The organism is Halomonas sp. AOP25-F1-15, from assembly GCF_052378675.1.
Taxonomy (GTDB): domain Bacteria; phylum Pseudomonadota; class Gammaproteobacteria; order Pseudomonadales; family Halomonadaceae; genus Vreelandella; species Vreelandella casei.
Genome location: NZ_JBQSXV010000025.1, coordinates 1 through 529, shown reverse-complemented (window position 1 = coordinate 529; position 529 = coordinate 1). Strand labels below are relative to the sequence as shown.

The 529-nt window shown below is 57.8% G+C and carries 1 protein-coding gene and 1 pseudogene; both read right to left on the bottom strand.

The window, feature by feature from the left end; translation table 11 throughout:
• Positions 1 to 146 (bottom strand): annotated as a pseudogene (locus tag ACT3TF_RS17195) (electron transfer flavoprotein subunit alpha/FixB family protein); the annotation flags it as partial.
• A 32-nt stretch (positions 147 to 178) separates the two neighbouring features.
• A partial coding sequence (locus tag ACT3TF_RS17190; RefSeq protein ID WP_444672640.1) for an electron transfer flavoprotein subunit beta/FixA family protein occupies positions 179 to 529 on the bottom strand: 351 nt, incomplete at its 5' end.

Below are 529 nucleotides of genomic sequence, written 5' to 3'. Positions count from 1 at the left end.
GCGGCAGCCTCAGCGGCGGCCTGTACGCCTTCGCCGACAACCAGAACATCAATATCGCCACCCATCTCTTTCGCGGCTGCCACAACGTGGGCGGTGGCGCCAGCCAGTTGACCTTCATGCAGGTCGGCAAGTACCAAAATGCTCATAAAGTCAGCTCCTATTAAAGTACCTTGGTTTATTAAAGTACTTTGGCTTCGTTTTTTAGTTTGTCGACCAGCTCGTCTACCGAGGCAACTTTGACGCCGCCTTTGCGCTCAGGCGGCGATTCCACTTTGAGCAGGCTGACCTTGGAGGCCACCTCAATGCCGTAGTCGGCGGGGGTTTTAACATCCAACGGCTTTTTCTTGGCCTTCATGATGTCGGGCAGCTTGGCGTAGCGGGGCTCGTTGAGGCGCAGGTCGGTGGTCACAATCGCGGGCAACGTCAGGGCGATGGTTTGCAGACCGCCGTCGATTTCGCGGGTGACGTTTACGCTGTCGCCGTCGACCGCCACTTCAGAGGCAAACGTGCCTTGGGGCAAGCCGGTCAG